A 25,855-nucleotide genomic window follows, 5' to 3' on the forward strand; every position below is an offset into this window, starting at 1 on the left:
GTGAGACAAAGGATTCCGGCATGGTCATCCCGGAGCAGGCCACCTCCTCGCCCGAGCCGCTGCTCAAGGTCACCGGACTGGTCAAGCACTTCCCGATCACCAAGGGGCTGCTGCGCCGCCAGGCCGGTGCCGTCCAGGCGGTCGACGGCCTCAGCTTCGACGTGCTTCCCGGTGAGACGCTCGGCGTCGTGGGCGAGTCCGGCTGCGGCAAGTCGACGATGGGCCGGCTCATCACCCGGCTGCTCGAACCGACCGGTGGCAAGATCGAGTTCGAGGGCAAGGACATCACGCACCTCGGCGTCGCGGGCATGCGCCCGATGCGCCGCGACGTCCAGATGATCTTCCAGGACCCGTACGGCTCGCTGAACCCGCGGCACACGGTCGGCTCGATCGTCAGCGCGCCGTTCAAGCTGCAGGGCGTGACGCCCGAGGGCGGGATCAAGAAGGAGGTCCAGCGGCTGCTGGGCCTGGTCGGTCTCAACCCCGAGCACTACAACCGCTACCCGCACGAGTTCTCCGGCGGCCAGCGCCAGCGCATCGGAATCGCGCGGGCACTCGCCCTGAAGCCGAAGCTGGTCGTGGCGGACGAGCCGGTCTCGGCGCTGGACGTGTCGATCCAGGCGCAGGTGGTGAACCTGCTGGACGACCTCCAGGACGAGCTGGGCCTCACGTACGTGATCATTGCCCACGACCTGTCGGTCATCCGGCACGTCTCGGACCGTATCGCGGTCATGTACCTCGGCAAGATCGTGGAGCTGACGGACCGCAAGTCGCTGTACGAGGCGCCGATGCACCCGTACACGAAGGCCCTGCTCTCCGCGGTGCCGGTGCCGGACCCCAGGAGGCGCGGCACCAAGAGCGACCGCATTCTGCTCAAGGGCGACGTCCCCTCGCCGATCTCCCCGCCGTCGGGCTGCCGCTTCCACACGCGGTGCTGGAAGGCGACGGAGATCTGCAAGACGCAGGAGCCGCCGCTGCTGGCGCTGAAGACGGGCCACCAGGTGGCCTGTCACCACCCGGAGAACGCGGAGGACCAGGCGCCGCAGGACGTGGTGCTGCTGGCGGCGGCGCGGGAGGCGATCGAGGTCGTCGAGGCGACGCCGAAGGCGGCGGAGGCGGCGGTGGACGCGCCGGCGGTCGTGGGTGTCGCGAAGGTCGACGGTGAGGCTGAAGGCAGCGAGCCGGAGGCCGTCGACGCTGTCGACGCCGACGAGGCCGAGCCCGCCGAGGGCGACGCCGACGACACCGCGGAGGCCGCCGCCGACAAGGGCGACCCCGCTTCCGGGGACGCGGAGGGCAGCGCCAAGGAGTAGACCCGGCACAATCGTCCGGTGCTCCTAGAACTGTTCACGCCCTCCGTCCAGCACGCGCTCGACCTCGCCGGGATCTTCGTATTCGCGATCTCCGGCGCACTGCTCGCCGTACGCAAGAACTTTGACGTCTTCGGCATCGCAGTGCTCGCAGAGGTCACCGCGCTGGGCGGAGGGCTTCTCCGTGACCTGATCATCGGGGCCGTCCCGCCGGCCGCCTTCACCGATACCGGGTACTTCCTGATGCCCCTCGTGGCGACGGTCCTCGTCTTCTTCCTGCATCCGCAGGTGGAGCGCATCCAGGTCGGCGTGAACGTCTTCGACGCCGCCGGCCTCGGGCTGTTCTGCGTCACCGGCACCACGAAGGCGTACGAGTACGGGCTCGGCCTGACCTACTCCGCCGTCCTCGGTCTGGCCACCGCCGTCGGCGGCGGTGTGCTGCGCGACGTACTGGCCAACGAGGTGCCCTCGCTGCTGCGCTGGGACCGCGATCTCTACGCCGTCCCGGCGATCGTCGGAGCGACCATGGTGGTGCTCTGCATCCAGTTCGACGTGCTCAACGCGGTCACCAGCGGACTGGCCGTGGTGACCGCGTTCGTCCTGCGCCTGCTCGCGATGCGTTTCCACTGGCGGGCACCACGCGCCTGGAACCGGCGCTCGTCCGCCGTCGAGGAAGGCTAGGCCGTCCGTCAAACAGAAAAAGCTACCGCTTAGTAATTGCTTGTTGTACGGTGCTGCTATGGCACAGGCAGTTCAGGCATCCATCGGGGACAGCGAGTTCGACCGCGACACCGCCGTCACCCTGCGCGCACCGGGCGTCTACGACGCGGAGCTCTCCGCGGGCTGGACGATCATCCAGGCCGTCAACGGCGGCTACCTGCTGGCCCTGCTCGGCCGGGCACTGGCCGACGCGTTGCCGCACCCCGACCCGTTCACCGTCTCGGCGCACTATCTGAGCGCGTCACAGCCGGGACCCGCTGTGGTCCGCACCGAGACCGTACGCACCGGGCGCACGCTCTCGACCGGGCAGGCCTCGCTCTTCCAGTACGACGAGGACGGCGCCGAGGTCGAGCGCATCCGTGTGCTGGCGACGTACGGCGATCTGGACGACCTGGCCGACGATGTACGGACGACGGCAAACCCGCCCGCCATGCCGGCGCTTCAGGACTGCCTCGGGCCGTCCGACGGCCCCGCGGCGATCCCCGGAAGCTCGGCGATCACCGAGCGGCTGAACATCAAGCTCGACCCGGCGACCGTCGGCTGGGCTGTCGGCGCCCCCTCGGGCAAGGGCGAGATGCGCGGCTGGTTCTCGCTCGCGGACGGCCGCGACGCGGACCCGTTCTCGCTGCTGCTCACGGTCGACGCGCTGCCGCCGACGTCGTTCGAGCTCGGCCTGAAGGGCTGGACCCCGACGGTCGAACTCACCACGCACATCCGCTGCCGCCCGGCGCCGGGCCCGCTGCGGGTGTCGATCACGACGCGGAATCTGGCGGGAGGCTTCCTGGAGGAGGACGCGGAGGTGTGGGACAGCGCGGACCGCCTGGTCGCACAGTCCCGCCAACTGGCGAAGGCACCGCGCGTCTGAGCCGGGGCGCGGGGTGCGCCTGCGGCGGGCCTGTTCCCCACCCCGCCCCTTCCCGAACTGGGGGCAGGCCCCCAGACCCCTGCGCCCGCTTCGCGGCGCGAACTGGGGGCTCCGCCCCCGGGCCCCGTATGCGACCTTCGGCCGCATGTCCTCAAACGCCGGACGGGCTGAATGTGCGGCCGAGCCGCACATTTCAGCCCCGCCGGCGTTTGAGGCGCGGGGTCCGGGGCGGAGCCCCGGTTACGGGAAGGGGCGGGTAGGGGAACAGCCCCGCCGCAGGCGCACCCCCGCACCGTTACACCACTCGCCCCAGCCACGCCGCCAACCTCCCATACGCATCCGCCCCCTCCGGCGCCTCCCGCACCACCCCGAACGGCAGCCCCTCCACCCGCGCCTCCGCCGGGAGCACCTCACGGGCCATCGGCAGGATGATCTCGGCCAACTCCTCGTCCAGGGCCATCGGATGGCCCAGCGCCTGCGAGAGGTCCCAGGTGTGGGTGACCGTCTCCATCACGTAGCCGCCGACCGCCCCGGCCCCCGGCACCGCGCCCCACGGGACCGTGACCTCGCGGGCGAGCTTCGTGTCGTCCGCCCATGCCGCGGTGAAGCGGGCGCGGGCTGCCTCGTACGCCGCGGGCCAGCCGTCGTCCGCGACGCCGTCGACGTGGGCCGGCAGGGAGAGGCCGTCTCCGCCCTCGCCGATGAGGGCGATCCGGTGGGTGGCCCCCACGACATGGGACAGCAGCGCGCGTACGTCGTACTCCGTACACGGCGTCGGATCTCCCAGCCGCTGCGGCGTCGCAAGCTTCAGCAGGCTCGCGAACTGCTCGGCCGCACGCTCGAACAGGGGGCGCGGATCGTTCATGGTGTCCGTCTCCTCAACATCGGTCTCGCTGACGAACCGCACTCTGTACGGATAACCTGACATCCCCCGTCATGTTTTCCGGAGACCCTCAGACCCGTGAAGTCCGACCGGCTGCTCTCGATCCTGCTGCTCCTCCAGACCCGCGGTCTCGTCCCGGCCGCCGAGCTGGCCGAGCGGCTCGAAGTCTCCGTACGCACCATCTACCGCGACATCGAGGCGCTTTCCGCCTCCGGCGTTCCCGTCTACGCCGAGCGCGGCCGTCACGGCGGTATCTCGCTGCTGCCCGGTTTCCGTACCGACGTCACCGGACTGACGGCCGACGAGTCCCGCGCCCTGTTCGTGCTGGCGGCCCAGGGTGCGCACGCCGCGCTCGGCCTGGACGAGGCGCTCGGCTCGGCGCTGCGCAAGGTGATGGCCGCGCTGCCCGAACCGCACCGGCCCGCGGCCGAGTTGACGAGCCGGCGGATCCTGGTCGATCCGGCCCGCTGGATGAGGACGCCCCGGCCCGCCGTGGACCTGGACGTACTGAACTCCGCCGTCTTCACCGACCGGCGGCTGCGGCTGCGCTACCGCCACAGCGGGACGACCGAGCCCCGGACGTACACCCTCGATCCGTACGGACTCGTCGTGAAGGCGGGTGTCTGGTATCTGGTCGCCGACCACCGGACCCGGCCCCGGCTGTTCCGCGCGGACAGGGTTGTCGCCGCCACGCTCACCGACGCGCCGGTGCGGCGGCGCGCGGGCCAGGAACTGGCGGACGTCTGGGCGGTGTTGCGCCGTCAGGTCGAGGACCGGCCCGCGGACGTACGCGTCACGGCGCGGGTGCGGGCCGAGCACCTGGACATGTTTCTGCGGATCCACGCGGGCCGGCTGGCAGTCGAGCCGGTCACCGAAGGGGAGTGGACGTATGTCGAGCTCGCGCTCCCGGCCCTCATGGCGGCCCGCGCGCTGCTCGCCTCCGGCGAGAGTGTGGAGGTGCTCTCGCCGCCCGAGGCCCGCGCGGAGCTGGCCCGCGCGGCCGCCGCGGTCGTCGAGCTGTACGGGGACGGCTCTGTCAGTCCAGCCAGTGACGGCGGCCGACGCTGATCAGCCGCAGCTGACGGCGCGCCACCGAGGAGACCCGCTCCTCGCCGTCCGGCCCGGCCTCCAGGAAGGTGCAGGCCGTCATCACCATGTGGTCCACGTACACGCCCGCGAGCATCGTCAGATCCGCCTCGCTCCACCCCGCCGTCTCGGGCTCCCGGGCGAACGCCGCCGCCACCTCGTCGCCGAACCGGTGCAGTTGAGCTCCGATCGCCTCGCGCACGGGCTGTACACCGCCGTGCCGTTCGCGGGCGATGAAGCGGACATGCCCGGGGGACGTACGCACCAGGTCGGCGATGAGCGCGACGGTGCGGTCGATCCGCAGATCGTCGCCGTTTTCGGCCATTGCCTCGCCGATCGTGGCGTGCAGGCTGCCGAGCGCCTCCTCGACGAGCGCGACGCCGAGATCGGCCATGTCCCGGAAGTGCCGGTAGAACGCGGTCGGCGCCACACCCACGGCCCGGGTCACCTCGCGCAGGCCGAGGCTGCTCAGGCTCTGCTCCTCCAGCAGCTGCAGCGCGGCGTCCAGGAGGGCCTGACGGGTCTTCTGTTTCTGGGCCTGACGGATCCCGATGGTGTGACTCATACCATTCAGTAAACAACCGTTCTCCGAAGAACGGAAGTGTAGACTCAGGAGTCAGTGAACAATCGTACTCCCAAGTGTTCACCCGGAATTCGAAAGGAAGACGATGATCGCCCTCGTCGCAGCGCTTCTCCTCCTGGGAATCATGCTGGGCGCCGTGGCCCAACTTCCCCTCCCCGTAAGCCTCGTGGCCTGCACCCTGATCGGTGCCTGGCTGCTCGTCTTCGCCGTGCGCGAGCGCCGCGCACGTCATCTCCACTGACCCGAAGGGAGCCAACCGCCATGCAGCTCACCGCCACAGCACGCTCCGCGCGCACCGCACGGACCGAGAACACCCACGGGGATGCCGCCGCCCGGGAGACTGCCGGGTCCAGGCCCGACACCACGCCCGACGCCAAGCCGGTGGGCATTCGCGACACCGACGGTATGGCCGTCGCCGCTTTCGTCCTCGGCCTCGTCGGACTGCTCGTCATGAACATCCTGCTCGGCCCGATCGCCATCGTCCTGTCCGCCATCGCCCTCTGGCGGGGCACCGCACGCCGCGGCCGCGCCCTGCTGGGACTCGCCCTCGGCGTCGCCGACCTGGCCGTTCTCGCCGTACTGGTCACCGTGAACGGAACCGTCGCCTGGGGCTTCGGCAGCTGACGCGGGCCCGCGGAAGCGGCACGGCGGCCGCGGAGCACGGCACCCGCAGCAGGAGAAAAAGGGCACCCGCACGCCCGTGCACCCCTGCGCCGCGTCCGCGCCCCCACAAGGCCTCGTAGAATCGGGGCCACCATGGCTTACCTCGACCACGCTGCGACCACTCCCATGCTGCCGGAGGCCGTCGAGGCGCTGACCGCGCAGCTCACCGTCACCGGCAACGCCTCCGCGCTGCACGCCGCCGGGCGCCGCGCCCGGCGTACGGTCGAGGAGGCCCGCGAGACTCTCGCCGACGCCCTCGGCGCGCGCCCCAGCGAGGTGGTCTTCACCTCCGGCGGCACCGAGGCCGACAACCTCGCCGTGAAGGGCCTGTACTGGCAGCGGCGCGACGCCGAACCGGCCAGGACCCGCGTCCTCGCCAGCCCGGTCGAGCACCACGCCGTCCTCGACGCCGTCGACTGGCTCGGCGAGCACGAGGGCGCGAGGGTCGAGTACCTGCCGGTCGACGCGTACGGGCGGGTGCACCCCGAGGCCCTGCGCGAGGCCATCGAGCGCAATCCGGACGATGTCGCGCTCGCCACCGTGATGTGGGCCAACAACGAGATCGGCACGGTCATGCCGGTCACCGAACTCTCGGCAGTGGCAAGCGAGTTCGACGTCCCGCTGCACGCCGACGCGGTCCAGGCCTTCGGCCAGCTCGACGTCGACTTCGCCGCGTCGGGCCTCGCCGCCATGACCGTCTCCGGACACAAGATCGGCGGCCCGTACGGCATCGGCGCGCTGCTGCTCGGCCGCGAGTACACCCCTGTCCCCGTCCTGCACGGCGGCGGCCAGGAACGCCATGTGCGCTCCGGCACCCTCGACGCCCCCGCGATCGCCTCCTTCGCCGTCGCCGGGCGCATCGCCGCCGACCGCCACGAGGGCTTCGCCCGCGAGATCGGCGCCCTGCGCGACGAGCTGGTCGACGCCGTGCGCACGGCCGTCCCCGACGCGATCCTCGGCGGTGACCCGGACAACCGGCTGCCCGCCAACGCCCACTTCACCTTCCCGGGCTGCGAGGGCGACTCCCTGCTCCTGCTGCTCGACGCGCAGGGCATCGAGTGCTCCACCGGCTCCGCCTGCACGGCCGGCGTCGCCCAGCCCAGCCATGTCCTCCTGGCCACCGGCACCGACCCGGACCTGGCCCGCGGTACCCTGCGCTTCAGCCTCGGCCACACCTCCACCAAGGCCGACGTGAAGGCGGTCGCCGAGGCCATAGGCCCCGCGGTGGAACGGGCTCGTACGGCGGGGCTCAGTTAGGGCACGGCGGGGCTTAGGGGGTGTCCGGCGGGGCTCAGCCCGTCCCTGACCTGGCCTCGGCGGACTTCGCGGCCTCCCGCGCCGTCGGCAGCGCCTTGCGTACGAGCGCGAGATAGCGGTTCCAGTCCCAGTGCGGCCCCGGGTCCGTGTGGTCCGTCCCCGGCACCTCGACGTGACCGATGATGTGCTTCCGGTCGACCGGGATGTCGTACCGCGCGCATATCCCGGCCGTGAGCTGCGCGGACGCCTGGTACATCGCGTCCGTGAAATCGCCCGGGCGGTCCACGAAGCCTTCGTGTTCTATGCCGACGCTGCGTTCGTTGTACGAGCGGTTGCCCGCGTGGAAGGCCACGTCCAGCTCGCGGATCATCTGGGCCACATGCCCGTCCTTGCGTACGACATAGTGCGCCGCGGCCCCGTGCCCCGGGTCCTTGAAGACCCTCAGCGCCGTCGGATAGCTGCCCTGGACGACATGGATGACCACCATGTCGATGCCGTAGTCGTCGGGCCGGTCCGCGAGCCGCCAGTTCGCCCGGGACGCAGCCGTCCACTCCGCGCCCGGGTGGTCGAGCTCACCCTCCTTGCGCGGCTTCGCCATCCCCGGCAGCCGCCACCAGGCACGCCGCAGCTCGTCCCGGGCGAGGACACCCGCGCCCACCAGCGCGGCACCGCCCCCGATCAGCACGGCCCGCCGGCTGACGCCCCGCCCCTTGGCCTGCTCGCCGCCACGCTTCGATTCACTCCCCATGCGATGCCCAACGCATACGCGCGAGCTTTCGGTTCCCAGGTCCCCTTACCCTGGTAGAGCTATGACTCCTCAGACTCCCCAGCGCCCCCTCCGTGTGCTCGCCGCAATGTCGGGCGGCGTGGACTCCGCCGTCGCCGCCGCCCGGGCCGCCGAGGCCGGGCACGATGTCACCGGTGTGCACCTCGCCCTCTCCGCGAACCCGCAGTCCTTCCGTACGGGCGCGCGCGGCTGCTGCACCATCGAGGACTCCCGCGACGCGCGCCGCGCCGCCGACGTCATCGGCATCCCCTTCTACGTGTGGGATCTCGCCGAGCGCTTCCGCGAGGACGTGGTCGAGGACTTCGTCGCTGAGTACGAGGCGGGCCGTACCCCCAACCCCTGTCTGCGCTGCAACGAGAAGATCAAGTTCGCGGCGCTGCTCGACAAGGCGCTCGCGCTCGGCTTCGACGCCGTGTGCACCGGCCACTACGCCACGGTCGTGACGGGCGAGGACGGCAGCCGCGAGCTGCACCGGGCCTCCGACATGGCCAAGGACCAGTCCTACGTCCTCGGTGTGCTCGACGAGCGGCAGCTGGCGCACGCGATGTTCCCGCTCGGGGACACCCTCACCACCAAGGACGAGATCCGCGCCGAGGCCGAGCGCAGGGGCCTCGCCGTCGCCAAGAAGCCCGACAGCCACGACATCTGCTTCATCGCCGACGGCGACACCCAGGGCTTCCTCGCGAACCGCCTCGGCACGGCGGAGGGCGACATCGTCGACGAGTCGGGCACGAAGCTGGGCAGCCACGACGGGGCCTTCGGCTTCACGATCGGCCAGCGCAAGGGCCTGCGCATCGGCCACCCTGCTCCCGACGGCAAGCCGCGCTACGTCCTGGACATCTCTCCTGTGAACAACACGGTGACGGTGGGTCCGGTCGAGGCCCTCGACGTCACGGCTCTCACGGCGATCAAGCCGCGCTGGTGCGGGGTGGCCCCGGCGGGCCCCGGAACGTACACCGCGCAGCTGCGCGCCCACGGCGGCGAGACGCCGGTGACTGCCGAGCTGGTCGACGACGAGCTCCAGGTCTCCTTCACCGAGCCGGTGCGGGGCGTGGCTCCCGGCCAGGCGATCGTGCTGTACGACGGCACGCGCGTGGTCGGCTCGGCGACGATCGCGACGACCGAGCGGGCGGGGACCGCGTCGGTCGCGTAGATCCGGCCGGATCGGCCGGATCTACGCGTCGTCTCTCCCTTTGCACGCCAACGCTCAGGCGTCGACGACCTCGGTGTCGTAGAAGCAGAAGTGCCCCTTGATCTGCGCCACTTCGTCCTTGGGCTCGGGGTATGCCCACACCAGGTCCTGCGCGTCCGGCAGCGACCAGTAGGAAGCCGTCCCCTTGAAGGGGCAGTAGGTGTGCGTCTCGGAGGGCTTCAGCAGGTCGGTGCGTACGTCCTCCTCGGGGAGGTAGTAGCGCACGGGGGAGCCCGTCTCGCGCAGGACGAGCGGGCGCCGGCTCTCCGCGAGGATGTCGTCGCCGCGTGTGACGCGTACATGGACCGTGCCCTGCTCGATGGTGATCGTGTGTCCTTTGGTCATACCGGGGACAGCACCGGCAGGGCCGCACTTCTTCCCCGTTCCCGCCGTAGTGCGAGCATGTCCCGTATGGCTACACATCTGATCACCGGGGCAGGCTCCGGCATCGGCGCGGCCGTCGCGCGCCGCCTGCACGCGCGCGGGGACGAGCTGATCCTGCTGGCGCGCGACGCCGGCCGCGCCAAGGAGCTCGCCGCTCGCTACGAGGGCGCCCGTACCCTCGTCGCCGATCTCGCCGACCCCGACCGCATTTCCAAGTCTCTCGGCATGCAGCCCATGCCGGAGCATCTGGACTCGCTGCTGCACATCGCGGGCATCCTCGACCTCGGCCCGATCGCGGAGCTGCGCCCCAAGACCTGGCACCAGCAGCTCAACGCCAATCTGATCTCACCCGCCGAGCTGACCCGGCTCTTCCTTCCGCACCTGCGGGCCGCCAGGGGCCAGGTGGTCTTCGTCAACTCCGGCGCCGGCCTCAACGCCCATGCGGAATGGGGCGCTTACGCCGCCTCCAAGCACGGTCTCAAGGCGCTCGCCGACTCCCTGCGCCACGAGGAGCACGGCAACGGCGTCCGGGTGACCTCGGTCTACCCGGGCCGCACCGCGAGCCCGATGCAGGCCAAGGTGCACTCCCAGGAGGGCAAGGAGTACGACGCGTCCCGCTGGATCGACCCGGAGTCCGTCGCGACGACGATCCTCATGGCGATCGACCTGCCGCGCGACGCCGAGATCAACGACGTGACGGTGCGGCCCGGGCGATGAACACCTTCCCATGGGGCCCCGCGACCGGCGTCGGATCGATGCCGGGCGGGGACGCCCGCGAAGCCGCGAAGACCGTCGCCGGATCGTTCGACGACTTTCCGCATCTGCCCGAACTGCCCGCCCGCGGGCCCGGAGCCGACATGATCGGGCGGACCATCGGGCTGCTCGTCGAGATGTACGCGCATGTCGAGCCCAGCGGCTGGCGGATCAGCGACCGGCCGGGGCGCGACACCCGCCGGGCACGCTCCTGGCTCGGCGAGGATCTTGACGCGCTGGAGGAGCACACCCAGGGCTACGAGGGGCCGCTCAAGGTCCAGGCGGTGGGGCCATGGACGCTCGCCGCCTCGCTGGAGATGCGCAACGGCCAGGCGTCGCTGGGCGATCCGGGCGCCGTACGGGATCTCGCGGACTCGCTCGCCGAGGGGCTGCGCTCGCATCTAGCGGACGTACGCCGCAGGGTGCCCGGCGCCCGCGTGGTGCTTCAGCTCGACGAGCCGTCGCTCACCGCTGTACTTCGGGGCCAGGTCAGGACCGCCAGTGGGTATCGCACCCACAGGGCGGTGGACCGCCAGGTCGTCGAGAGCACGCTGCGGGATGTGATCGGGGTGAGCGACGAGCCCGTCACGATCCACTCCTGCGCGCCGGATGTGCCGTTCGCGCTGCTGCGCCGGGCAGGGGCTGGGGGAGTCTCGTTCGACTTCGGTCTGCTCACCGAGCGTGACGAGGATCAGATCGGTGAGGCCGTCGAAGGCGGTACGCAGCTGTTTGCGGGCGTCGTGCCGTCCACCGACGCTCCATTGTCAGACCCTGCCGGTAGCGTCATGAGTGTCAGGACGTTGTGGCGCAGGTTGGGGCTGAGTCCGGGGACTCTGAGCGAGTCCGTGGTGATCACCCCGACATGCGGGCTCGCGGGTGCCTCACCGGCATACGCACGCGCGGCGCTCGCCCACTGCGTCCGGGCCGCGAGATCGCTCGCAGACAACCCTGAGTAACGGGAGGACGAGACGGTGGCTGTCGAACAGCAAGGGTCTGTGCCCGCCGAGGCACGGGAGAAGCATGCCCGGCTGGCCGAGCAGGTCGAGGGGCACCGCTTCCGGTACTACGTGAAGGACAGCCCCGTCATCAGCGACGGCGAGTTCGACAAGCTGCTGCGCGAGCTGGAGGCGCTGGAGGAGCAGTACCCCGAGCTGCGCACGCCCGACTCGCCGACCCAGAAGGTCGCGGGGCAGTACGAGACGGAGCTGGCGAAGGTCGAGCACCGCGAGCGGATGCTCTCCCTGGACAATGCCTTCGACGAGGGGGAACTGGCCTCCTGGGCCGAGCGCGTCGCCCGCGATGTGGGCTCCCCCGGCTACCACTTCCTGTGCGAACTCAAGGTGGACGGCCTCGCCGTGAACCTGACGTACGAGAAGGGCAGGCTGACGCGCGCGGCGACCCGCGGCGACGGTCGCGTCGGCGAGGACATCACCCCCAATGTCCGTACGATCGCGGACATTCCGGATCGGCTGCACGGGGACCATGTCCCGGATCTCGTCGAGATCCGTGGCGAGGTCTTCTTCCCGATGGACAAGTTCCAGGAACTCAACGCCCGGCGGGTGGAGGCCGGTGAGCAGCCGTATGCCAACCCGCGCAACTCCGCGTCCGGTTCGCTGCGCCAGAAGGACCCGAAGGTCACCGCGACTCTTCCGCTGCACATGGTGGTGCACGGCATCGGCGCACGTACGGGCTTCGACATCGACCGCCTGTCCCAGGCCTACGACCTGCTGCGCGCCTGGGGCCTGCCCACCGCCAAGCACTACAAGGTCGTGGACTCGCTGGAGGGCGTGCGGGAGTTCATCGCCTACTACGGCGAGAACCGGCACTCCATGGAGCACGAGATCGACGGCGTGGTCGTCAAGCTCGACGAGATCCCGCTCCAGGGGCGGCTCGGCTCCACCTCGCGGGCGCCGCGCTGGGCGATCGCGTGGAAGTACGCCCCGGAGGAGGTCAACACCAAGCTGGTCAACATCCGGGTCGGCGTCGGCCGCACCGGGCGCGTCACGCCGTATGCCCAGGTGGAGCCGGTCACGGTCGCGGGCTCCGAGGTCGAGTTCGCCACCCTGCACAACCAGGACGTGGTCAAGGCCAAGGGCGTGCTCATCGGCGACACGGTGGTGCTGCGTAAGGCGGGCGACGTCATTCCGGAGATCCTCGGCCCGGTCGTGGACCTGCGGGACGGCACCGAGCGGGAGTTCGTGATGCCCTCCGAGTGCCCCGAGTGCGGCACGGGGCTGCGCCCCATGAAGGAGGGCGACGTCGATCTGCGCTGCCCCAACGCCCGTTCCTGCCCGGCCCAGTTGCGTGAACGTCTCTTCTATCTCGCCGGCCGCAAGTCGCTGGACATCGAGAACTTCGGCTATGTGGCCGCGGCGGCGCTCACCAAGCCCCTGGAGCCCGCCGAGCCGCCGCTGACCGACGAGGGCGATCTCTTCGACCTCACCGTCGAGCAGCTGCTGCCCATCACGGCGTACGTCCTGGACCAGGACAGCGGACTGCCCAAGCGCGATCCGAAGACCGGCGAGGAGAAGGTCGTCACGGTCTTCGCCAACCAGCTGGGCGAGCCGAAGAAGAACGCCCTGGCGATGCTGGAGAACATCCAGGCCGCCAAGGAGCGCCCGCTGGCCCGGATCATCACGGGTCTGTCGATCCGTCATGTCGGCCCGGTCGCGGCCGAGGCGCTGGCCCGCGAGTTCCGGTCGATCGAGCGGATCGAGCAGGCCGGTGAGGAAGAGCTCGCGGCCGTCGACGGCGTGGGACCGACCATCGCGGCCTCCCTCAAGCAGTGGTTCGAGGAGGACTGGCACCGCGAGATCCTACGCAAGTGGCGGGCGGCGGGCGTGCGCATGGAGGAGGAGGGCGCGGGCGAGGATGAAGGCCCCCGGCCGCTGGAAGGACTCACCGTCGTCGTCACCGGCACCCTCGCCGACTACACCAGGGATGGCGCAAAAGAAGCCCTCCAGAGCCGTGGCGCGAAAGTGGCCGGTTCCGTTTCGAAGAAAACGAGCTTCGTGGTCGTCGGCGACAACCCCGGTTCCAAGTACGACAAGGCCATGCAGCTGAAAGTGCCGGTGCTGGACGAGGAGGGCTTCGCCGTACTGCTCGAACAGGGCCCGGACGCGGCCCGTGAGGCCGCAGTGCCTCCAGAGGCGTGACGGAGGGGGCGTGCGCGGGGTTTGGGAGGGGCTCGTCAAGGGGCCAAGAGGGGGCGCACAGGGCGGGAATCGGACGCAGGATTCCGCCCCGGAACGACCGGTACAGGTCACCCGTTCAGCGCATACCAGATGGATAAGGGTGGCCAGGTCTCATTCGGGCAAGAGCTGTAGAGCGCTGCCCGTGCGAGCCCACCGCGGCCTACTGTTGAGACGTGCGCCTGTCGTGCACGGCTGCGTGGTGGGATTCCAGTCGTGGTGGCATGACAACGGGAGCCATCGCGAGGCATCGGCACCGCCGGCTGTGAGAGGGACGGGAATGAAACCGACCGAGAGCGCCGCCCCGGTCTCACGGCCGCGTGGATTCGCGGCTCTTGCGGGCATGACGCCGGGACTACTGCCTGTCGCCGTCGTCGTATGCGCCGCCGCACTGCTCGTCTTCGGAGTCTTCAGCACCGTGGGGGACGGGCGAGCGCTCTTCCCCGGTTCCACGGCGGGCTGGTCGCTCGCCATTCTCTCGGGGATCATCGTCGGTCATCTTGTCGCGCTCGGCCGCGACCGCTGGTGGGGCGGCACCGGGTCCGGGGCCGCCCTCACCCTCGCCGTCCTGCTCCTGTTCGGCTGGGTGCCGGCCGGACTGGTCAGCCTCGCCGTCGTCGCCCTGGTCGGCGCGGCCCGCAGACACCGCTGGCGCCAGGGCGTGTTGCACGGCTCCGTGGACATCCTCGGGATCGGCGCGGCCGCTCTCGTCCTCGAGGTGTTCGGGGTGGAGCCGAGCGTCGAGGCGCCCTGGTCGCCACTCGAATGGGGCATCGAGGCCGCCCCTGAAGTGATCCTCGCCGCCACCGCCTATCTCGTGGTCACCCGGCTGCTGTTGTGGTACGTCCTGGCCCCTCAGGGGGGCGGTCTGCCCACAGCAGCACGTACGGCCCTGCTCCGGCAGGGCCTTGTCGCGGTCGCCCTGCTCGGCATCGCCCCGCTGATCTGTGTCGTCGCCGTCGCCCTGCCGCTGCTGCTGCCCCTGTTCGCCGTACCGCTGATCGCCCTCGACTCGACGCTGTGGATCGCCCGGGCCAGGGCGGAGGAGCAGCTGCGCGACCCCCTGACGGGCCTGCCGAACCGTCAGTGGCTCCTGGAGCGGACCTGGTCCGCCCTCGCGGACGCGGAGGGCAGCGGTGCCCGTTCGGCTCTCGTGCTGATCGATCTCGACCGCTTTCGATCCGTCAATGACACACTCGGCCATCTCGCGGGGGACCGGCTGCTGCTCCAGATAGCCGACCGGCTGAGGCTCGCCCTGCCCCGGGGCGCCGAGGCGGCCCGGCTCGGCGGCGACGAGTTCGCCGTACTGCTCCCGACGGCCGACTCCACCACCAGCGCCCAGCGCGTCGCCCGCCATCTGGTCGCCGAGCTGTCCTCGCCGCTCGATCTCGACGGGCTCACCCTCGTCCTGGAGGCGAGCGCGGGCGTCGCCGTCTTCCCTGAGCACGCACTGGACGCGGAAGGCCTGCTGCGGCGCGCGGACGTCGCGATGTACCAGGCGAAGCGGGACCGCACGGGCGTGGAGGTGTACGAGTCCAAGCGGGACAGCAACACCCCCGACCGGCTCGGCCTGCTGGGCGATCTGCGCCGGGCGCTGGACGCCGGTGACGTGGAGCTGCACTACCAGCCCAAGGTCCGCTTCGACGGCCATGTCGCCGGACTGGAGGCACTGGTCCGCTGGGTCCACCCGGAGCGCGGCCGGGTCCCCCCGGACGAGTTCATCGCGATCGCCGAGTCCTCGGGCCTGATGCCGCATCTGACGGAGTACGTGCTGGACACGGCCCTCGGGCAGGTCGCCAAGTGGCGCGCCCAGGGGCTGGACGTGCCGGTGGCCGTGAATGTCTCGCCGCGCGACGTGCACACCCCCGGATTCGCCGGATCCGTCGCCGCCCGCCTCGCCCGCCACGGCGTCCCGGCCGGCTCCCTCCAGCTGGAGATCACGGAACACGTGCTCCTGGAGGACCCGCAGCGCGCCGCGGACACGCTCGCCGGGCTCACCGACCACGGCGTGAAGATGTCCCTCGACGACTTCGGCACCGGTTACTCCTCCCTCGTGCATCTGCGCAAGCTCCCGGTGAGCGAGCTCAAGATCGACCGCTCCTTCGTGGCCCGGCTCGCCGTCGACAACGAGGACGCCGAGATCGTCCGCTGCACCGTCGACCTTGCCCACTCGCTGGGCCTGCTCGTCGTCGCCGAGGGCGTCGAGGACGACGAGACCTGGGAGCGGCTGCGCGATCTGGGCTGCGACGCCGTCCAGGGGTGGCTGGTCGCGGCCGCGATGCCGCCGCAGGAGACCACGGCATGGCTGCGGGCGCGCGGCGAGCGCGGCTGGCACCGGGCCGCGGAACTGCCCGCCGCGACGGAGGCGACGCACCCTCCCGCGAGCCCGACCAGCGAGCCCTCCGGCCAGGTCGTTCCCTGATTCGGCGCGGTCCCGGGCGGCGCCGGAGCAAGGCCCGCGAGGTCCCCTCCGCACAACCGTTTCGTAGGGAGTGGCCGGTGCCCCATAGGATTGGGCTCAAAACCACACACTCACCCCTGAGGATCGCTGCATGCCTGGCATTACGCGCGAGGAGGTCGCCCACCTCGCCCGGCTGGCGCGTCTGGAGCTGAAGGACGAAGAGCTCGACCACTTCGCCGGACAGCTCGACGACATCATCGGCGCGGTCGCCCGCGTCTCCGAGGTCGCCGACCAAGACGTACCCCCGACCTCCCACCCGCTGCCGCTGACCAATGTCATGCGCGCGGACGAGGTCCGTCCGTCGCTCACCCCCGAGCAGGCGCTCTCCGGCGCCCCTGCCCAGGAGCAGCAGCGTTTCAAGGTGCCGCAGATCCTGGGGGAGGACTAATCACCATGACGGACACCAACGTCACCATCATCAGGCTCACCGCCGCAGAGATCGCCGCGAAGATCGCTTCCGGCGAGCTCACGGCCGTCGAGGTCACCGAGGCGCACCTGGCCAGGATCGAGGCCGTCGACGAGAAGGTGCACGCCTTCCTGCACGTCGACCGTGAGGGAGCGCTCGCGCAGGCCCGCGCCGTCGACGCCAAGCGCGAGGCGGGCGAGAAGCTCGGCCCGCTGGCCGGTGTGCCGCTCGCGCTGAAGGACATCTTCACCACCGAGGGCATCCCGACCACCGTCGGTTCCAAGATCCTCGAGGGCTGGATCCCGCCGTACGACGCGACGGTGACCAAGAAGCTGAAGGCGGCGGACGTCGTCATCCTCGGCAAGACCAACATGGACGAGTTCGCCATGGGGTCCTCCACCGAGAACAGCGCCTACGGCCCGACCGGCAACCCCTGGGACCTCACCCGTATCCCCGGCGGCTCCGGCGGCGGGTCGAGCGCGGCCCTGGCCTCGTACGAGGCACCGCTCGCCATCGGCACGGACACCGGCGGCTCCATCCGCCAGCCCGCCGCCGTCACCGGCACGGTCGGCGTCAAGCCCACCTACGGCGGCGTCTCCCGTTTCGGCATGGTCGCCTTCTCCTCCTCCCTCGACCAGGGCGGCCCCTGCGCCCGCACGGTCCTGGACGCGGCTCTGCTGCACGAGGTCATCGCCGGTCACGACCCCCTGGACTCGACGTCCATCGACGCCCCGGTCCCGCCGGTCGTCGAGGCCGCGAAGAACGGCTCGGTCGCGGGGATGCGGGTCGGCGTCGTCAAGCAGTTCCGCGGCGAGGGCTACCAGGCCGGTGTCGTCCAGCGCTTCGACGAGTCCGTGGAGCTGCTGCGCGGTCTTGGCGCGACGATCGTCGAGCTGGACTGCCCGTCCTTCGACCTCGGGCTCTCCGCGTACTACCTGATCGCGCCGTCCGAGTGCTCCTCCAACCTGGCCCGCTTCGACGCCATGCGCTACGGCCTGCGGGTCGGCGACGACGGCACGAAGTCCGCCGAGGAAGTCACCGCGCTCACGCGTGAGGCCGGCTTCGGCGACGAGGTCAAGCGCCGGATCATGCTCGGTACGTACGCGCTCAGCTCCGGCTACTACGACGCGTACTACGGCTCCGCGCAGAAGGTGCGCACGCTCATCACCCGGGACTTCGAGAAGGCCTTCGAGCAGGTCGACGTGATCGTCTCGCCGACCACGCCGACCACCGCCTTCCCGATCGGCGAACGCGCCGACGACCCGATGGCGATGTACCTCGCGGACCTGTGCACCATCCCGACCAACCTGGCCGGCAATGCCGCTATGTCGCTGCCCTGCGGCCTCGCGCCGGAGGACGGGCTGCCGGTCGGACTGCAGATCATCGCCCCCGCCATGAAGGACGACCGGCTGTACAAGGTCGGCGCGGCCGTCGAGGCGGCCTTCGTGGAAAAGTGGGGCCACCCGCTGCTCGAGGAGGCTCCGTCGTTGTGAGCAAGGCACTGACCAAGGCAAAGGGCTTCAAGAAGTCCAAGACCGGGACGTATCTGTCGATCGGCACCACCGCCTTCGGCGCGATCAGCGTCGCCAAGCAGGCCAAGAAGGCCCGCAACGAGGGCGACACGCTCCGGCTGATCGACGCCGCCGTATCCGCTGCCGCCATCGTCACCGGCCTGGCCCTGCTCTACCGCGAGCTGAGGCGCCTGGGCGACGACGACGTCCTGCTGGGCTGAGAGGGAAAGTTTCACCGTGACCGTCACTGAACTGGTGTCGTACGAGGACGCCCTCGCTGCCTACGACCCCGTCATGGGCCTCGAGGTCCATGTCGAACTCGGCACCAAGACCAAGATGTTCTGCGGCTGCTCGACCGAGCTGGGCGCCGAGCCCAACTCGCAGACCTGCCCGACCTGTCTCGGCATGCCCGGCTCGCTCCCGGTCGTCAACGCGATCGGCGTCGAGTCGGCCGTCAAGATCGGCCTCGCGCTGAACTGCGAGATCGCCGAGTGGTGCCGCTTCGCCCGGAAGAACTACTTCTATCCGGACATGCCGAAGAACTTCCAGACCTCGCAGTACGACGAGCCGATCGCCTACAACGGCTATCTGGACGTCCAGCTGGAGGACGGCGAGGTCTTCCGCGTGCAGATCGAGCGCGCCCACATGGAGGAGGACACCGGCAAGTCTCTGCACGTCGGCGGCGCCACCGGCCGTATCCACGGCGCGTCCCACTCCCTGCTGGACTACAACCGCGCCGGCATCCCGCTGATCGAGATCGTCACCAAGCCGATCGAGGGCGCGGGCGAGCGCGCGCCGGAGGTCGCCAAGGCGTACGTCGCCGAACTGCGCGAGCTCATCAAGGCGCTCGGTGTCTCCGAGGCCCGCATGGAGCAGGGCCAGATGCGCTGCGACGTGAACCTTTCGCTCCGGCCGCACGGCGTCGAGAAGTTCGGCACGCGCTCCGAGACGAAGAACGTCAACTCGCTGCGGTCGGTCGAGCGTGCGGCCCGCTTCGAGATCCAGCGCCACGCGGCGGTGCTCTCGTCCGGCGGCACGATCATCCAGGAGACCCGCCACTTCCACGAGGAGGACGGCTCCACGACGTCCGGCCGCGTGAAGGAGGAGGCGGAGGACTACCGGTACTTCCCGGAGCCCGACCTCGTCCCCGTCGCGCCTGCGCGCGAGTGGGTCGAGGAGCTTCGCGCCACGCTGCCCGAACTCCCGCGGGTGCGGCGGAACCGGCTGCGCGAGGAGTGGGGCGTCTCCGAGCACGACATGCAGTCGATCCTCAACGCGGGTGCGGTCGACCTGATCGTCGCCACCATCGACGCGGGTGCGGACAACGCGTCCGCGCGCAAGTGGTGGATGGGCGAGCTCGCCCGCCGCTCAAACGAGGATGGCGTCGAGCTGTCCTCGCTGCCCATCACCCCGGCCCAGGTGGCCAGGGTGGCGGCGCTGGTCGCGGCCGGCGATCTCAACGACAAGCTGGCCCGTCAGGTCATCGAGGGCGTACTCGCGGGTGAGGGCGGCCCGGACGACGTCGTCGAGAAGCGCGGCCTCAAGGTCGTCTCGGACGAGGGCGCGCTCGGCGCGGCGGTCGACGAGGCGATCGCGGGCAACGCGGCGATCGCCGACAAGATCCGCGGCGGCAAGGTCGCGGCGGTCGGCGCGCTGGTGGGCGCGGTCATGAAGACGACGCGTGGCCAGGCGGACGCGGCGCGGGTCAAGGAGCTGATCCTGCAGAAGCTCGGCGTCGAGGGCTGACGCTCGCGCAAACGAGAGGCGGTTCGCACCTGCGGGTGCGGGCCGCCTCCGGCGTTCCGAGGGCCGCCGCCCTACGCGCCGCCCGACGTGCCGGATGCGGCGGCGCCGGGCCTGCGAGGCTCGGGTGCGCCGGACGCGCCGCGCTGAGGGCGGAGTCTCGGGAGGCAGGGCGCCGAGACGCGGCGTGCCGTGCCGAGGCCCGGGTGCCGGACGCGGGGGGCTCGAAACCGGGTTGCCGGGAGGCGGGGCGCCGAGACGCGGCGTGCTTGCCTGGCCGGCGAGGCCCTGGTGCCGAGCGAATGGACGGGGGTGCCGGGGCTCGGGCATCCCCGAGGCACCCGCGCCGGGCGCGGCCTTGCCCGGTGGATCAGTGGCGTATGCCCAGGCCCGGGAGCCACAGTTCGCCGCGGTCCTTGCAGCTGACATCCCTCGCGCGCAGTTCCTCCGGCTCCTTCGTGCCGCGTGCCCGCAGTTCCGTGACCGCCAGTCGGGCCACCGCCGCCACCTCCGGGCGCTCCGGCTCCGGGAAGTCCGTCTGCCACCAGCCCCGGTCGCGGGACTGCCAGCCGCGTGAGCGCATCAAGTCCGCCCGCTCCGGGCTGTCCTCGCCGTCGCGGTCGTCGACGGAGACATGCAGCCCGTCCTCCAGCGCGTACGAGATCTGAAGCTGACGGCCGCGGTCCGCCCCGCTGGTCACGCTGAAGCTCGCCCAGTCGCCGCCGACCTGCACCGAAAGCTGCTCCACCCAGGCCGTGAGCAGCAACTCCAGCGCGCTCTGGAAGTGTTCGAGGCTGGAGGCCATTCTCCCGCCCGGCCGCTCGATGGGCCGAACGCCCGGCCCGCTCCGGTCCAGCTGCCAGACGTACGGCAGGAGGGCGAAGTCGTGCTGCTCGTCCGCCGACCAGGCGCCGCCCCAGTCGAAGATGCGCCGTTCGTCGTTCTCCAGGGTGTCCGTGTCGTGGACCGACAGCTGTGCGCGGTGGCGGTTGCCCGCGAGCAGCACCACCCTTCTGCTGTCCCGCCAGCGGATGTTGGGCCCTTCCGCCGAGCCGCCGTAGAGCGTCGGCTCGCCGATCCGGGCCACGATCGCGGCGTACACCTCCCGGAAGGCCTCCCGCCGGTCCCGCAGCGAGGCCCCAGGGTCGTACGCCAGCACCGGAACCGGGCCCCGGTCGAAGTACGGATCGGGTGTGTCATGGAGCGTCAGGGCGAACTCCGCGGCGTCGCCGGGCCAAACGATCGGCTGGTTGGTCCCCGTGTTTTCCATGTCACCCATCGTGCCAGCCGCCACCGACAACGCCGGCCGTACGGATGGGGATTTACGGCCCCGGAACAGCACGGGTACGGCAGGCGCACAGTTTCGGGACGGCTGGGGGAGGGTAACGGCCGGTAACGCCCCCGGCAGTCCGGGCGGCTTGGACTCCTCGCACCGACTCTTGGACGTTCACCGCTGCGCCCTCCGTGGGACTTCCTCAAGTCATCCGGCTTCATTACGTTCCGGGCGGTAACAGCGGAATCGGGAGGATCACTTGACCACGGACATGTCACGGCGGCGCCTGCTCGCACTCGGCGGAGGCGCGCTCGGCGCCGCGGCGGCCGGGTCGCTGCTGCCCCCGTCCCTCCAGGCAGCGCTGGCCGCCGGGCCCGCGCCCGGCGGGCTGCACGCGGTCAAGCACGTGGTGATCCTCATGCAGGAGAACCGGTCCTTCGACCACTACTTCGGCACCCTGCGCGGCGTGCGCGGCTTCGGTGACCGCAACGCCGTCGAACTCCCCTCCGGCAGGCCCGTCTTCGAGCAGCCCGGCCCGCTCGGCAGCAGCGTGCTGCCCTTCCCCGTCCGGGGCGCCGCCGAGACGCAGAAGAAGGACCTCCAGTACATCGGCGCCCTCGACCACTCCTGGAACGGCGGCGCCAAGGCCTGGGCGGGCGGCTGGATGAACAACTGGGTCTCCGCCAAATCGGCCGCCACGATGGCCTATTACGACCGCCGGGACATTCCGCTGCACTACGAGCTCGCGGACACGTTCACCATCTGCGACGCGTACCACTCCTCGATCCATACGTCGACGAGCCCGAACCGCAACCACCTGTGGAGCGGGAAGACCGGCTTCGAGGCCGACGGCAAGCGCGCCGTCGACAACGATGCCTACGACGAGGGCACGCATCCCGGCTACGACTGGTGCACCTACGCCGAGCGGCTGGAGAAGGCCGGGCGGAGCTGGAAGACGTACTCCGAGTGGGAGAACTTCACCGACAACCAGATCGAGTTCTTCACCACCTTCAAGGCGATCGCCCGCAAGGCGCTCGCCAAAACCGGCGGCCACACCTTCATGGAGTCGTTCTACGCGGCCGTCCGTGACACGCAGGACACCGCCGAGCGCGATCGGCTGCTGGGTCTGCTGGAGGAAGGGGTCGCGGGCCTCACACCGGCCGAGCGACGGCTCTTCGAGCGCGGGCTGCGCCGTGTGCCCACCGGCACGCTCGCCGAAGAGTTCGCCGAGGACGTCGCGGCGGGGACCCTGCCGGCCGTCTCCTATCTGGTGCCGTCCGCGGTCGACTCCGAGCACCCCAGCGTCTCCTCGCCCATCCACAGCGCGACGATTGTCTACAAGGTGCTCGACGCCCTCGGCTCGCACCCCGACGTCTGGCGGCACACGGTCGTCCTGATCAACTACGACGAGAACGACGGCTTCTTCGACCATGTCCCGCCGCCGGTCGCGCCGCCCGAGGTCACCGACGAGCAGTGGGACGGCAAGCCCACCGGGCTCGGCGTGCGGGTGCCGATGCTGGTCGTCTCGCCCTGGTCGGTCGGCGGCTATGTCTGCTCCGAGGTCTTCGACCACACCTCCGTGATCCGGCTGCTGGAGAAGTGGACCGGCATCGAGGAGCCCAACATCAGCCCCTGGCGGCGCGCCGTCACCGGCGATCTGACCTCCGCCTTCGACTTCCGGCGCGGTAGGCCGCAGCCGGATGTGGACCAGCCCGGCGCGATCCCGCCGTTCACCGGCCGCTGGCGTCCCCTGCCGCCACTGGTGCAGCACATGCCCGTCCAGGAGGAGGGGACGCGGCCCGCGCGGCCGCTGCCGTACCAGCCCGACGCGTACGGCAGGATCACCGGCGGTGGCAGGACCTTCACGGTCTTCCTCGGCAACAGCGGCAGGGGGAGCGCGCACTTCGCGCTCTATCCGTACGCCGGTGAGTTCCCCGTGCCCCAGCACAAGGACGTAAGGGGCAAGGCGCAGTGGTCGGTGCCCCTTACCAAGGACGCCTACCGCTTCACGATCACAGGGCCGAACGGCTTCCGCCGTGAGTTCGCGGGCAGCGCGGGCGGCGCGGCCGAGGTGTGCTCGTCCATCGACCACCACGACCGCGATCTCCACCTCACCCTGCGCAACGACGGCAGCAAGCCGGTCACCTTCACCATCCGGCCGCTGGCCTACGTCGACGAGGCGGACCTCGAGGACTGGACCCGCACGGTCACGGTCAAGCCGGGGCGCAGCCGCAGCGTCGTCCACTCGGCGGCGGACGCGCACGGCTGGTACGACATCGAGGTGACCGCCGACCGCGAGTCCGGCTTCCGTCGCCGTTTGATGGGTCACATAGAGAACGGACGAGCGAGCGTCTCGGGCTGAACGCCGAGCCTGCGTAATCGCAGGTGAACAGGGGGTCCGGGAGCTGAATCCGGGCCCCCTGGCGCTGCTGTGAGGAAGCCCACGAAAGGGGCAAAGGATCAGGTTCTGCTGCAAGAGTGTCCCTTCGTAGGTTTCGTTGGTCATGCGTTCTTTGCGGGCTGTTCCCGATCAAAGATCCACGAACCACCCAGGGAGCAGTCCGTTGGCAGCAATCGCACGGTGGTGCATCACGCACCGACTCGTAGCCGTAGTGCTCTGGCTGCTGGCTTTCGTCGGCGTCTCAGTCGCCGCGGGCGTCGCGGGCACCGCTTACTCCAACGACTACGAAGTCCCGGGCACCGAGTCCGGCCGTGCCACCGCCCTCCTGAAGGAGGGCTTCCACGGCCAGGGCGGCGACAGCGACACCATCGTCTGGCACACGGACACCGGCAGCGTCCGTGCCGCGGGCGTCCAGCAGCCCGTCTCCCAGATGCTCGACAAGGTCGCCAAGCTCGACGGGGTCGCCTCCGTCACCAGCCCGTACGGCAACGAGGGCATCGGCCAGACCAGCGCGGACGGGCACACCGCCTTCGCCACCGTCACCTTCGACCAGCAGGCCGACGCCATCCCCGAGGCGCAGGCCGAGGCGGTCGTCGCCACCGCGAAGGCGGCCGAGACCGGCGGGCTCCAGGTCGAGCTCGGCGGCAGCGCCATCGCGCTCACCGAAGCGTCCACGGCCCATGTGGCCGAGATCGTCGGCGTGGTCGTCGCCGCCGTCGTCCTCTTCCTCGCCTTCGGCTCGCTCGCCGCGAGCCTGCTCCCCATAGCCACCGCGCTCGTCTCGGTCGGCACCGCCTATGCGGGCACCGTGCTGCTCGGGCATGTGATGAGCGTCGCCGACTTCGCCCCGATGCTCGGCATGCTCATCGGACTCGGCGTCGGCATCGACTACGCGCTGTTCATCGTGACCAGACACCGCAAGGGACTGCGGCGCGGACTGCCGGTGGCCGAAGCGGCCCGGGAGGCGGTCCGCACCACCGGCCGTGCGGTCGTCTTCGCGGGCGCCACCGTCTGTATCGCCCTGCTCGGCATGCTCATCCTGCAGCTCAGCTTCCTCAACGGCGTTGCGATCGCTGCCTGTCTGACCGTCGTCCTCACCGTGGCGGCCTCGGTGACGCTGCTGCCCGCACTGCTGTCGTTCATCGGCATGCGGGCCCTGAGCAGGCGCGAACGGCGCCGGCTCGCCGAACACGGCCCGCAGCCCGAGCTGCCGACCGGCTTCGCCGCCCGCTGGTCCGCCTTCGTCGAACGCCATCCGAAACTGCTCGGAGCCGTCGCCGCGGTGGTCATGCTGGTGCTGGCCCTGCCGACGTTCTCGCTCCACCTCGGCACGTCCGACCAGGGCAACGGCGCCGCCACCTCCACCACCCGCCAGGCCTACGACCAGCTCGCCGAAGGCTTCGGCCCCGGCGTCAACGGCCCCCTCACCCTGGTCGCGCATCTCGACGGCGCCGACGACCGGCTGGCGATGGACAAGCTGCCCGACGCCCTGCGAGGCGCCAAGGGGATCGAGTCCGTCGGCCCGGTGACGTACAACGGCAGCGGCGACACGGCGGTGCTCACCGCCGTACCGGACTCGGCGCCCCAGTCGAAGGCGACCAGCGAGCTCGTCGACCGGCTGCGCGACGACGTCCTGCCCACCGCGACGGACGGCACATCGCTGCAGGTCCACGTCGGAGGGGTGACGGCGAGCTACGACGACTTCGCCGAGATCATCATCGGCAAGCTCCCTCTCTTCGTCGGTGTCGTCATCGCCCTCGGCTGTCTGCTCCTGCTGCTGGCCTTCCGCTCGATCGGCATCCCGGTCAAGGCCGCCCTGATGAATGTGGCCGCCGTCGCCTCCTCCTTCGGGATCGTCGTCGCGATCTTCCAGTGGGGCTGGGGCAGCGAGCTGCTCGGGCTCGGACGGGCGGGCCCGATCGAGCCCTTCCTGCCGGTGATCATGGTCTCGGTGCTCTTCGGGCTCTCGATGGACTACCAGGTCTTCCTGGTGAGCCGGATGTACGAGGAGTGGCTGGAGACCGGCGACAACCGCCGGGCGGTACGGGTCGGCCTCGCCGAGACCAGCCGGGTGATCAACTCCGCGGCCGTGATCATGATTTCGGTCTTCCTCGCCTTCGTGCTCAGCGGCGAGCGGGTCATAGCGATGTTCGGCATAGGGCTCGCGGCGGCGGTCGCGCTGGACGCGTTCGTGCTGCGTACGCTCCTGGTGCCCGCCATGATGCACATGCTGGGCGGCGCGAACTGGTGGCTGCCACGCTGGCTCGACCGCAGGCTGCCCCGCATCAGCATCGAACCGCCCGAGTGCCGCGTCCATGCGAAGATCCCTGGGCAGCGCGCGAGCGAGGAATCCCAGCTCGTGCCGTAGGGCGTCAACGGGCCGGAG

At 70.7% G+C, this 25,855-nt stretch carries 23 protein-coding genes; 18 read left to right on the top strand and 5 right to left on the bottom strand.

Annotated features, from left to right (window positions below):
- Positions 1–20 precede the first annotated feature (20 nt).
- From OG741_RS27780 to OG741_RS27790, 3 genes are read left to right on the top strand one after another with little or no spacing between them, the layout of a single operon-like run.
- Entirely contained in the window at positions 21–1,313 is a 1,293-nt protein-coding gene (locus OG741_RS27780; RefSeq protein WP_405602362.1) for an ABC transporter ATP-binding protein, read from the top strand.
- An 18-nt stretch (positions 1,314–1,331) separates the two neighbouring features.
- Positions 1,332–1,991, top strand: a complete 660-nt coding sequence (locus tag OG741_RS27785) for a trimeric intracellular cation channel family protein (protein WP_405602364.1) — start codon at positions 1,332–1,334, stop codon at positions 1,989–1,991.
- 58 nt (positions 1,992–2,049) lie between these two features.
- Positions 2,050–2,895, top strand: a complete 846-nt coding sequence (locus OG741_RS27790; RefSeq protein ID WP_405602366.1) for a thioesterase family protein — start codon at positions 2,050–2,052, stop codon at positions 2,893–2,895.
- Between the two features lie 295 nt (positions 2,896–3,190).
- On the opposite strand, the gene OG741_RS27795 is transcribed toward OG741_RS27790, so the two are convergent.
- Complete coding sequence (locus OG741_RS27795) at positions 3,191–3,760, bottom strand: TIGR03086 family metal-binding protein (protein WP_405602367.1); 570 nt, start codon at positions 3,758–3,760, stop codon at positions 3,191–3,193.
- A gap of 96 nt (positions 3,761–3,856) precedes the next feature.
- Between OG741_RS27795 and OG741_RS27800 the strand changes: the two genes are divergently transcribed.
- A complete protein-coding gene (locus OG741_RS27800) occupies positions 3,857–4,846 on the top strand; it encodes a helix-turn-helix transcriptional regulator (RefSeq protein WP_405602369.1) in 990 nt (329 codons plus the stop codon).
- Here OG741_RS27800 and OG741_RS27805 read toward each other — a convergent pair.
- Positions 4,815–5,429 (bottom strand): TetR family transcriptional regulator, encoded by a 615-nt coding sequence (locus OG741_RS27805; protein ID WP_405602370.1) that lies wholly within the window; start codon positions 5,427–5,429, stop codon positions 4,815–4,817. The two genes, OG741_RS27800 and OG741_RS27805, sit on opposite strands and share 32 nt — an antisense overlap.
- A 103-nt stretch (positions 5,430–5,532) precedes the next feature.
- Here OG741_RS27805 and OG741_RS27810 point away from each other — a divergent pair, with 103 nt between their 5' ends.
- The 3 genes from OG741_RS27810 to OG741_RS27820 all read left to right on the top strand — a co-directional run bounded on the left by OG741_RS27810 (position 5,533) and on the right by OG741_RS27820 (position 7,367).
- Positions 5,533–5,688 carry a hypothetical protein gene (locus tag OG741_RS27810; RefSeq protein ID WP_405602372.1) on the top strand — a complete coding sequence of 52 codons (156 nt, stop codon included), beginning with the start codon at positions 5,533–5,535 and terminating at the stop codon, positions 5,686–5,688.
- A 20-nt stretch (positions 5,689–5,708) separates the two neighbouring features.
- Positions 5,709–6,071, top strand: a complete 363-nt coding sequence (locus OG741_RS27815) for a DUF4190 domain-containing protein (protein ID WP_405602374.1) — start codon at positions 5,709–5,711, stop codon at positions 6,069–6,071.
- A gap of 132 nt (positions 6,072–6,203) precedes the next feature.
- Complete coding sequence (locus OG741_RS27820) at positions 6,204–7,367, top strand: cysteine desulfurase family protein (RefSeq protein ID WP_405602376.1); 1,164 nt, start codon at positions 6,204–6,206, stop codon at positions 7,365–7,367.
- A gap of 34 nt (positions 7,368–7,401) precedes the next feature.
- Here the strand turns inward: OG741_RS27820 and OG741_RS27825 are convergent, their stop codons facing one another.
- Positions 7,402–8,115, bottom strand: a complete 714-nt coding sequence (locus OG741_RS27825; RefSeq protein ID WP_405602377.1) for an N-acetylmuramoyl-L-alanine amidase — start codon at positions 8,113–8,115, stop codon at positions 7,402–7,404.
- A gap of 61 nt (positions 8,116–8,176) precedes the next feature.
- On the opposite strand from OG741_RS27825, the gene mnmA reads away from it, so the two are divergent.
- Positions 8,177–9,307 carry a tRNA 2-thiouridine(34) synthase MnmA gene (gene mnmA / locus OG741_RS27830; RefSeq protein ID WP_405602379.1) on the top strand — a complete coding sequence of 377 codons (1,131 nt, stop codon included), beginning with the start codon at positions 8,177–8,179 and terminating at the stop codon, positions 9,305–9,307.
- Positions 9,308–9,361: 54 nt separating this feature from the next.
- Here mnmA and OG741_RS27835 read toward each other — a convergent pair whose 3' ends face one another.
- Entirely contained in the window at positions 9,362–9,691 is a 330-nt protein-coding gene (locus tag OG741_RS27835) for a DUF427 domain-containing protein (RefSeq protein ID WP_405602381.1), read from the bottom strand.
- A gap of 57 nt (positions 9,692–9,748) precedes the next feature.
- Here OG741_RS27835 and OG741_RS27840 point away from each other — a divergent pair, with 57 nt between their 5' ends.
- The 8 genes from OG741_RS27840 to gatB all read left to right on the top strand — a co-directional run bounded on the left by OG741_RS27840 (position 9,749) and on the right by gatB (position 19,798).
- Positions 9,749–10,447, top strand: coding sequence for an SDR family oxidoreductase (locus OG741_RS27840; RefSeq protein ID WP_405602382.1), 699 nt, complete (start codon positions 9,749–9,751; stop codon positions 10,445–10,447).
- The gene (locus OG741_RS27845; RefSeq protein ID WP_405602384.1) at positions 10,444–11,439 is read left to right on the top strand and encodes a methionine synthase; all 996 of its coding nucleotides are present in this window, start codon (positions 10,444–10,446) and stop codon (positions 11,437–11,439) included. The genes OG741_RS27840 and OG741_RS27845 overlap by 4 nt, the downstream gene beginning before the upstream one ends.
- Before the next feature lie 15 nt (positions 11,440–11,454).
- Positions 11,455–13,638, top strand: a complete 2,184-nt coding sequence (gene ligA, locus OG741_RS27850) for an NAD-dependent DNA ligase LigA (RefSeq protein ID WP_405602386.1) — start codon at positions 11,455–11,457, stop codon at positions 13,636–13,638.
- Between the two features lie 316 nt (positions 13,639–13,954).
- Complete coding sequence (locus tag OG741_RS27855) at positions 13,955–16,096, top strand: putative bifunctional diguanylate cyclase/phosphodiesterase (protein ID WP_405602388.1); 2,142 nt, start codon at positions 13,955–13,957, stop codon at positions 16,094–16,096.
- A 130-nt stretch (positions 16,097–16,226) separates the two neighbouring features.
- Entirely contained in the window at positions 16,227–16,523 is a 297-nt protein-coding gene (gene gatC, locus OG741_RS27860; protein ID WP_016642027.1) for an Asp-tRNA(Asn)/Glu-tRNA(Gln) amidotransferase subunit GatC, read from the top strand.
- A gap of 5 nt (positions 16,524–16,528) precedes the next feature.
- The gene (gene gatA / locus OG741_RS27865; protein ID WP_266488596.1) at positions 16,529–18,034 is read left to right on the top strand and encodes an Asp-tRNA(Asn)/Glu-tRNA(Gln) amidotransferase subunit GatA; all 1,506 of its coding nucleotides are present in this window, start codon (positions 16,529–16,531) and stop codon (positions 18,032–18,034) included.
- Positions 18,031–18,273 (top strand): hypothetical protein, encoded by a 243-nt coding sequence (locus OG741_RS27870; protein WP_405602392.1) that lies wholly within the window; start codon positions 18,031–18,033, stop codon positions 18,271–18,273. The genes gatA and OG741_RS27870 overlap by 4 nt, the downstream gene beginning before the upstream one ends.
- Positions 18,274–18,289: 16 nt before the next feature.
- Complete coding sequence (gene gatB, locus OG741_RS27875) at positions 18,290–19,798, top strand: Asp-tRNA(Asn)/Glu-tRNA(Gln) amidotransferase subunit GatB (RefSeq protein WP_405602395.1); 1,509 nt, start codon at positions 18,290–18,292, stop codon at positions 19,796–19,798.
- A 367-nt stretch (positions 19,799–20,165) separates the two neighbouring features.
- Here gatB and OG741_RS27880 read toward each other — a convergent pair whose 3' ends face one another.
- Positions 20,166–21,065, bottom strand: coding sequence for a hypothetical protein (locus OG741_RS27880; protein ID WP_405602398.1), 900 nt, complete (start codon positions 21,063–21,065; stop codon positions 20,166–20,168).
- Between the two features lie 262 nt (positions 21,066–21,327).
- Between OG741_RS27880 and OG741_RS27885 the strand changes: the two genes are divergently transcribed.
- Both OG741_RS27885 and OG741_RS27890 read left to right on the top strand, forming a co-directional pair.
- A complete protein-coding gene (locus tag OG741_RS27885; protein WP_405602399.1) occupies positions 21,328–23,430 on the top strand; it encodes a phosphocholine-specific phospholipase C in 2,103 nt (700 codons plus the stop codon).
- Positions 23,431–23,632: 202 nt separating this feature from the next.
- Positions 23,633–25,837, top strand: coding sequence for an MMPL family transporter (locus OG741_RS27890; protein WP_405602402.1), 2,205 nt, complete (start codon positions 23,633–23,635; stop codon positions 25,835–25,837).
- The last annotated feature ends 18 nt before the right edge of the window (positions 25,838–25,855 follow it).

The sequence above is a fragment of the Streptomyces sp. NBC_01410 genome (genome assembly GCF_045040195.1).
Taxonomy (GTDB): domain Bacteria; phylum Actinomycetota; class Actinomycetes; order Streptomycetales; family Streptomycetaceae; genus Streptomyces.